Source organism: Undibacterium sp. JH2W (assembly GCF_049340425.1).
In the GTDB taxonomy this organism is placed as follows: Bacteria; Pseudomonadota; Gammaproteobacteria; order Burkholderiales; family Burkholderiaceae_D; genus Undibacterium.
This window is the reverse complement of record NZ_JBMPOT010000044.1, coordinates 1-8,061: the sequence shown is the minus strand read 5'-3', so window position 1 is coordinate 8,061 and position 8,061 is coordinate 1. Positions and strand designations below refer to the sequence as shown.

General features: G+C 45.3%; 6 protein-coding genes and 1 pseudogene. 1 reads left to right on the top strand and 6 read right to left on the bottom strand.

What is annotated here, in order from left to right; all coding sequences use genetic code 11:
- A pseudogene (locus ACO0LC_RS28855) lies at positions 1–538 on the top strand (IS256 family transposase); the annotation flags it as partial.
- A 39-nt stretch (positions 539–577) separates the two neighbouring features.
- On the opposite strand, the gene ACO0LC_RS28850 reads toward ACO0LC_RS28855, so the two are convergent.
- From ACO0LC_RS28850 to ACO0LC_RS28825, 6 genes are read right to left on the bottom strand one after another with little or no spacing between them, the layout of a single operon-like run.
- Entirely contained in the window at positions 578–1,018 is a 441-nt protein-coding gene (locus tag ACO0LC_RS28850) for a type IV pilin protein (protein WP_423009664.1), read from the bottom strand.
- 31 nt (positions 1,019–1,049) lie between these two features.
- Complete coding sequence (locus ACO0LC_RS28845) at positions 1,050–4,532, bottom strand: pilus assembly protein (RefSeq protein WP_423009662.1); 3,483 nt, start codon at positions 4,530–4,532, stop codon at positions 1,050–1,052.
- A 50-nt stretch (positions 4,533–4,582) separates the two neighbouring features.
- Positions 4,583–5,140, bottom strand: a complete 558-nt coding sequence (locus tag ACO0LC_RS28840) for a pilus assembly PilX family protein (RefSeq protein WP_423009660.1) — start codon at positions 5,138–5,140, stop codon at positions 4,583–4,585.
- Entirely contained in the window at positions 5,137–6,117 is a 981-nt protein-coding gene (locus ACO0LC_RS28835) for a PilW family protein (RefSeq protein ID WP_423009658.1), read from the bottom strand. Before ACO0LC_RS28835 ends, ACO0LC_RS28840 begins: the two co-directional genes overlap by 4 nt.
- Positions 6,114–6,659, bottom strand: coding sequence for a type IV pilus modification protein PilV (gene pilV / locus ACO0LC_RS28830; RefSeq protein WP_423009656.1), 546 nt, complete (start codon positions 6,657–6,659; stop codon positions 6,114–6,116). Before pilV ends, ACO0LC_RS28835 begins: the two co-directional genes overlap by 4 nt.
- Positions 6,660–6,666: 7 nt before the next feature.
- Positions 6,667–7,263: a GspH/FimT family pseudopilin gene (locus tag ACO0LC_RS28825; RefSeq protein WP_423009654.1), complete on the bottom strand. Its 597-nt coding sequence runs from the start codon at positions 7,261–7,263 to the stop codon at positions 6,667–6,669.
- Positions 7,264–8,061: the final 798 nt, after the last annotated feature.

Here is an 8,061-nt window from a genome sequence, read left to right as displayed (position 1 = left end):
GATATTCTGATTGCCTGTGTCGATGGTTTGAAAGGCTTCCCTGACAGCCATTGCTGCCGAATACCCACAGACCCGTATTCAGCTCTGCATTGTGCACATGGTGCGCAACAGCCTGAAATATGTCTCCTGGAAAGACTACAGAGAAGTCACTGCCGATTTAAAGCACATCTACCAGTCTGCCACTGAAGAGCAGGCACTGGCAGAACTGGAACGCTTTGCTGGGCTGTGGAATCATCAGTATCCGCAGGTTGCCAAATCATGGACAAACCACTGGCCCAATCTACGGACCATCTTCGAGTATCCGCCGGAGATACGCAGGGCCATTTATACGACCAATGCCATCGAATCACTTAACAGCGTCATCCGGTCAGCCACCAAGCGCAGAAAATTTTTCCCCAATGATGCCTCGGCCATGAAAGTGGTGTACCTGGCGATACAACAGGCAGCGAAGAAATGGACCATGCCTATACAACACTGGCGACAGGCACTGAATCGCTTTGATAGCGAATTTGGTGAGCGCATCAACGCTCACCAATAGCTCCGGGAGAACTTACACAGTTATTTTTACAGGCTCAGATTATCTATACCAGCAGTCCGCGATCGTAAGTGAACCAGATACAGTACGTGCTCCGGTATTGTCGACCGTAAAAGTCCCACAGTCATCCCCAGTCATCTTGTTCGCTGGCACGGCTTGAATTTTATACGTTGTCGACGTAGTCGGAGCCGCAAAGCTAAAATTATAGTCCACTGCTGTTCCAGTTGCTCCAGCAGGACTAACCAAGGTCGGTAGTGCAACAGCAGTGCCTCCTTTATCAACATCATACTTTTCATTAATCAACAGAAACGACTCCATAAACTGCACATTCTGCATTAATTTAGCCTTCGCGTCGTTACGACGCCCCCTCCTTAAATTATCAGTATAAGAAGGAACGGCAATTGCTGCTAATAGCCCCAATATAGCCACAACTATCATGACCTCTACCAGGGTATAGCCTTTTTCAAAGTTTCGTGGCAACACTTCTCACCTCTATATTTATCTGTTAAATATCTTAATCCGTACGCAGCAATTGTTTCCAAACACGAGTTGCTGGAACATCACCTTGCGAAAAGCTGGTTTGGACTGGTCTCGGTCCATTTGCATCCGTAGATCCAGATGAGGGTGGTTGATAGATTATCGACTTATTCCCTTTTTTAAGGATTGTGGTACCAAACGTGAGGTTACCTTGTTTACCTGCAATCAAAGTGTCAGAGGAATCTACCTTTCCATCACCATTTGTATCAAATACTGGGAAAGGGAAGACTCCACCAGTCAAAGCACGCAAAACAAATGTAGTTGACTTACCGTCAGAGGAACAAGTGTCTGTTGCACCTGCAGGAATAATCGACGTAAAGATGACCTCATCGAAATAGACTTGTGGCTCTATCGTAATACGCTCTCCTGTAGAAAGTGATGTATCCAGATCCATATACCATCCACGTTTCACACTATAGTCCAGTGACTGATTGTCAACGGTATAACTACTTCCAGATGCAGTTAGCGTTTGCTTTTGCAAAGCTGACTGGCCTCCAGTAATAGCAGTAGCAGTAACATTTGCTACCCCGGTATTATCCCATACCCCATATATGGATTGAACATCCGTATTCAATGCATCATCGGTTTCATATATCTTACCTGTTCCAAACAAAACCACCATTCCGCCCCTTGGATGCGGGGTAAGGTCAGGTGGTGCAGTAATTGGCTGCACTTTACTAGAACGTATGGCCTTGAACAAAGGTGTGCCAGAGTAAGCAACTGTCGTACCTGAACTCGCTACATTAAATTTCCAAAGATTACCTTGTATGTCACCAGCATAAATCGCCTTGATGGTTGAATCCACATTGAACAGGAGGGCTGGGGAAGACAATCCATTTGGGGTTGCCACGCTACCTGATCCTGTATCAATTTTAGTTACAAGACCATCCTTGAGCCGTATCAAGAATAAAACTGCGTGCTTATTCGCACTTTCATACCCGTTACCCAATATGGCAACCCAATCACCATTTGGCAAGCGACCAATTTGAGCATTGCCTATGGTATATCCCAAGTCCGCATCATTCGCTGACGTGACTTCCCACAAGATATTATTTTGAGCAAAGCTAGTTGGATTCGTCACATCAAGTGCAAACACTGAGCGACCACCAGCCCCAGTAGTGCCTACCAAGGCAGTTTTCCAGCCGCCATCCCAGTAATCGCCCACTGTAGGTGTGCCATCAACAAAGAATTTGTGTCCGTAAGTCGTTCTGGATAGCTGCGACAAGGTACTCATTACCCCTTTGGGCACATAGGCAAACTTTTCAACACCGGTCGAACCATCAAGTGCATGCAACATCCCATCGTTGGCACCAATGTACACCATAGATGCACGTCCGGCTTTGAATGTCAGGAAATCGCTATATGAATTCGCTTTTTCTGGAGCGCCAGCAGGTAAAAAATCATAACCATCATCTTCACCTTCTTTCAAATACTGAGGTGCAGAATTTACAAAATCACCAAATGCCTGGGTGCGTGGACGCAAATAGCCAAGGTCAGGGCCACCTTTTATATAGTCAACAATGTTAGCACCGGTAACAGCATTAGCAGGCGTATAGGTAGCGGCTTCAGTAGTGAAATAAGCTTGATCACCAGCAGTCAAATTCGCCAGATCAAATTTTCGCCCTTTCGTGGTGGCATCAACATAGGTAAACACCTGATCTTTTCGTGTTGCAAAAGCAGGTGCTGAAGCAACCCAGCCTGCTGTAGTCAGGTTCCCATTTATATCTAAAGGCCTTTGCACAACTTGACCAGACCAATCAGAAGTGCGATAGCTGGAAGTATATAGACTGGTACCACTACGAACTGTATTGCTGGAAGTACCAACCGCAGCTGCATCGCCTATTCGTTCAGAAATCGTATTTAATGATGATTCCAGGGCCGCAGAAAACTCCGTAGGATTGGAGGCGCTAAAAAATTTACCACGAGAATTTACTGCGGCATGCCACAAGTCATCAATTTGACTTGATGCACCGTTTGGCCATTGTTTGGTTCCCGCAGTTAAAGCAGGCAAATCTGCAGGATAGTTGAGAGTTCCCTTTACCCCTAAGCCCACGGTAAAGTGTACCAAGTGCTGCCAGAAAGCAGGATCGGCACCGGAAACAGGAACATTTTTCTTTTCAGGTCCCCAGTCGTCACGCAAATCACGCGACCAGTAATAAAAAGCGATGTCGGCGAGCGTATCACTGTAAGTATCATTAAATGGCCCGACCGGGCTATATGTATAACTTGTCGAATTTGGCCCTGTAATCGTAGGTCCAGCCGTACCATCATAATTGGCATTACGGCCACCGCCAGCTGCAGTACCATTCCAATACCCGTCCGTCATCAAAATATTATAGTTCTGACGACATGAGAGCTGTGCCGAGGTATTGCCAACACCATATTGTGTTTGCCACGGACCATTAACAGTCCTGTCCCTGAAGTACTGCCCCACTTCATCAACTGCCTTGCGCAAAGGCGTACTCGCCGCAGGCATTCTATGCTTATAAAGAGTATTCAAAAACGCGGTTTTATTAGGGTCAGTAAAATCATCCGAAACATGATTAATTATCGTTCCAGTGGTATTAATCGTACCAAAACCTACTCGCAATGTAGCACTTTGCTTGGCAAATGCCAGACCTGTACCCGCCCGTGCAGCCAAAATGCGCGAACGGTAGTATTGAAACCAGTTAGCAAAATTCTGTTGCTCTTGAGTAATTGTACAAGAAGACCCAGGGCAATCCGTTCTAGCCGCAGCTTTGGCAGGCAAGCTCGTACCAGTTTTGATTTCCACCCTGGTATAGCATGACAATGTACTTTGATTACAACTACCGCCAGGATTGTAAATATAGTATAAGGCTGGAAATACAGTACGCGCACCAGTATCCCACGCAGTTGCTGCATCGTTTAACCATGCAGCATAGCCAGCGGCAAAAGTTTGATTTTGCGTCAAATCCATCGCCGTTGTATTCGTTCCACCGTTAGGTGCAACAGGGTTCAGCAATGCAGCTGCAGGATTCGCTGGGAGCATTTGTCCGCCCGCAGGGTTTGCCCAGGGAACATATAAGACCTTGGGATCATAGTAGGCTTTATTGACATCCGAGGAACGCCAGCGTGCCACCGTAATATTATGATTAAAACCAACAACTGTCCGGTAATTGGGATCGTAATCACCAGAAATATTATACGTATTTGCGGGTCGCGGAAATACACTAGTTACCCAGCAGGTATTTGTACAGTAATCATCATATCCCGTACCAGTTACATCCCCGCTCCCAGTTCTTGGAATATCATCCGGCAAATTCTCAAACATCATGGAACCAGAATCATCCAGCGTATAAAAGATGTTTGGTGGCACATTGGGCTTCACCAGAGGCGGCATTTGCGAAATGCCTGCCTGGGCATAACCAGACCAGCCAAATTGTGCTGCCAATGCGCAGATCAAATAATAGCTGATCGGTTTTCTTAAATTATTATTCATGATGTCCTCGTCGTTTTACTTAACCTGCCTTGTGTGGCGCACAGCAAAAATTAGTTGCCACCGGGGTACCATATCAGTTGCAACCATACCACTGAGCTAGCTGCAACCCCTTGAGCTCTTACTGTCGTTACAAAGGCTGAATTCAATCCAGTACCTGCATTTTTTTTCCTCACGAAACCTTGCGCAGGTGGTTTCTTCCACTCTTCGATTATGCATTCAGGCTGGTCAGATACATTTCTGATTGTATTCGCTGGCAGCCTATATCCCAGGGATACCCAATTAGTTTTGGTACGCCAGAGATCTGGAATCAAGAAATCCGGAGGCCCCCCCTTGTATCGATTAATCGGTATGAAATGCAAGGAAGTTTGTACAGTACCCAAAAGTAACGATGAATCCCCCCCGAGAGTTTGCTCAATGTCCTTTTGGCAAAAACGCAATGCATTCTCTGCCGCTTGAAAAGTGACATTTTGCTCTCCCATATTCTTGGCTATATTTTCTCCCTGCGTTGCCCTACGCACTGCCGTTAGCGCCAAAATTGTCAAGACCAAGAGAAATACCATGGCTGTCAACATGACAAAACCTCTTTGGGTGTTTTGTTTATTTTTCATAATGTGCTTCCAGAAAGGCGTCCACGGACGCCAACTACAGTAGTAAACGTCGAGTACAAGCGTTTGTCCATTGCGGTAACAACAGTTCCAGAACAATTAGTGTAGGTCATTGGCTTAGGTGACAAACCATCATTGGCGGAGCGCATTAACAGACATATTTTTGCAGAAACAATACGACTCCATTTAGTAATTGCCGGATCACCCGGTAATGGCGTGGCTTCGCCAACAGGAGCTGGTACTGTTGCACCCATTAAATCGGCAGCATTAAAGAAACTGTTTGCTGACTGGTAATTTTGTTGGTCGTAACCATAGATAAGCTTCATATCAATGACATTTTCCATGATCGGTTGCCCAGCCAAAAAGGGAGCGCCTCCTAATGGAATTCCGCCATTTCCCGCACAATACAATTCACTTCTCAATGTCGTCGGATTCACGGCAATGTAATAGCGATTCTCTACCGTATAATCTGATTGACCTGGAGGCGGTCTAACATTAAGCGCAACTGCCTGCCCCAGACAGTCAGTTGGCGCAACAAGGGACGGTGACGCCTGGTTGGAGTTATCAAGATCGACAACATAGCGTACGGTAAAACTATCCGGGCCAGTGGTGGTCAAATTGCAAGCAACAGGAACGGCAACTGGCGAAACATAACCGCCACTACAACCGGATATCGCCTCTCCGCCCGTCAGATCGTAAGATGAGACTCCACCACCTGTAGCTGTTTGGAGCCCCGTATTTAGCGTTGGTCCAGTTCCAGCCATACGAACGTGGTATGCAATCATGTTCAATGCCATCCTGCCATCTTCCTCCATGACAGACTTATCATCGAAAGTTCTATAGGTTTGCGAATTATTCACAAACATTGCGGTCACAGCCAAGGAAATGATAAGCCCTATCGTCATTGCTATCATTAACTCAACCAGGGTACGCCCCTGAGAATATTTTAAATTAGTACTAATCACTTTTGCCTCACTCAAGGTGTCATACTTAATTTAATGCAACGTATTCCGGCACCGGGCGACGGAGGGTTACCATTTGGACAAGAGGGATCCAGCGTTGTAAAATTAACTTCCTTCCACATCACATAAATATCATAATCTCCAGCGGTATTCTTAAATATATTTCCCGCCCCACCATTCATACGTATCCCTAGGTTTTTCAGCCACTCAGCAATGTCTTTGTTTGCCACCTCTTGGGCAGTACAGGCTGTAATCACAGCACATGTAGGCACCACTGGCACACTTGCGATAGTGGTGCTATAGGCAGTTTGATAATTATAGTAAGTGAGGACAGTTTGACTATCTTTATCCTTAAATGCCTGAGGGTTAGCACGCATACGGTCAGCAATCTCATACACTGCCTGGCTGGCCTCGGAGCGATAATTAGATGACTTTAAATATCTTAAGGTATTTGCCTGCAAGCTAGCGACGCCCAAAAGACCTATTGATACAACCACCATCGTCACGACGATTTCTACCATCGAGACACCTTTTTGCTTATTGAAATTTAACTGTTTCATGGCAGTCTCAAGTGGGACAGGGTAAAGTTTTAACAACGCTTACTTTTCTTACAGAAGAAACACAGACGTAACGGTTATAGGTTGCATTTACATAATCATCGGGTGGTTTGACATAAAAATACATTGCAGTGCCAGTGATAACAGTTCCACCTATTCCCCCAAGAGTAATAGATTGAGTATTTGGCTGAGGAACAATCGAACCTTCCGTTACACTTCGAAATAAAGCAGGCTGAACCTTGATTAAGGTATCACCAGCATCATATTGACCATTAGCATTTTTATCTTGAAAAAGTATCCAACCGCTGCCCCAACCTGTATTCGACGCGCCATTGCTGGCCAAACTCGAACATATTGGCACCGGAGCATCAGGATTATCACTCTTACACATCGTGACCGCTCCACTTATTCCAGCCAATGTTTTTGCATGCGTAATCGCGCCATGCAAAAGAGCAGCATTTGTAGTGCTACGATTGGAGACAATAAAGGTCCTATAGTTTGGCAACGCAATAGAAGAAATGATTCCAATGATAACAACTACCATTAATACTTCTAGTAGTGTGAATCCACGTTGCGAATGCGGCGGTTTAAGTTTTTGCATATTCATACTCTTTTCACCTTATGTATGGACATCATATATGATTGCCCGTGTGCATCAATGCTTTCACGATTAACGGTAAGCTTCTGCTGACGAGTGGAAAATGAGCAGCAGATCCCTTGCTAAATCATTGTGTCCCTGAGCAGTATTATAAACAAGTAGATACTTATTATTGATAGCCCAACTCGGTAAACTTGGCATCTTTTCATTGTCATTCAAATTCAGTTTTTAATATTTGAAATTAAAATAACCAGGGAATGTAGATCTCTGCCAAACGCTATTTTATCTGGATCACTTGTTTTACTTCACGTGTGTTTCATCACAGACCTCGCTTCGTTAAATTCTGGTCACTTTAGCTGGTTTCATTTGTGCTTTATAGGCAGGAGCGTTGGTCGCTTACGAAAGAGAGTTAGCCTCACCCCCCTTCGCCCCAGCGCAGGCTGGAGCCCAGCGGCGTTGCTTGCAGAGCCGTGTGGTAGGGAAGAGAGTGGGAAGATAATGATTGAGCAATAGGATAACAGTGCGCGCAGCACAGCCTACTGCAGTGGAGTGAACTCAACACCTCAAAGAAGAAGGGGCAGGGAAAAAAGAAATAAGAATGAAGTGCATGAAGAGTCAGAACCAAAACTGCGGAGTAAAAGCAGAGAAGTTCTCCAGTTTTCGCAGCTCCTGTTTTTCTCAGGTGTATTAGTTTCGATTTGATCTGACAGAAGGTCCTTGCAAAAGGAGAGATTACCCGGTTTGATAGAGGTGCGAATCTTTATAAAACCAGCACGAAAGTGCCATAGGAGTAATCTCATGAATAGT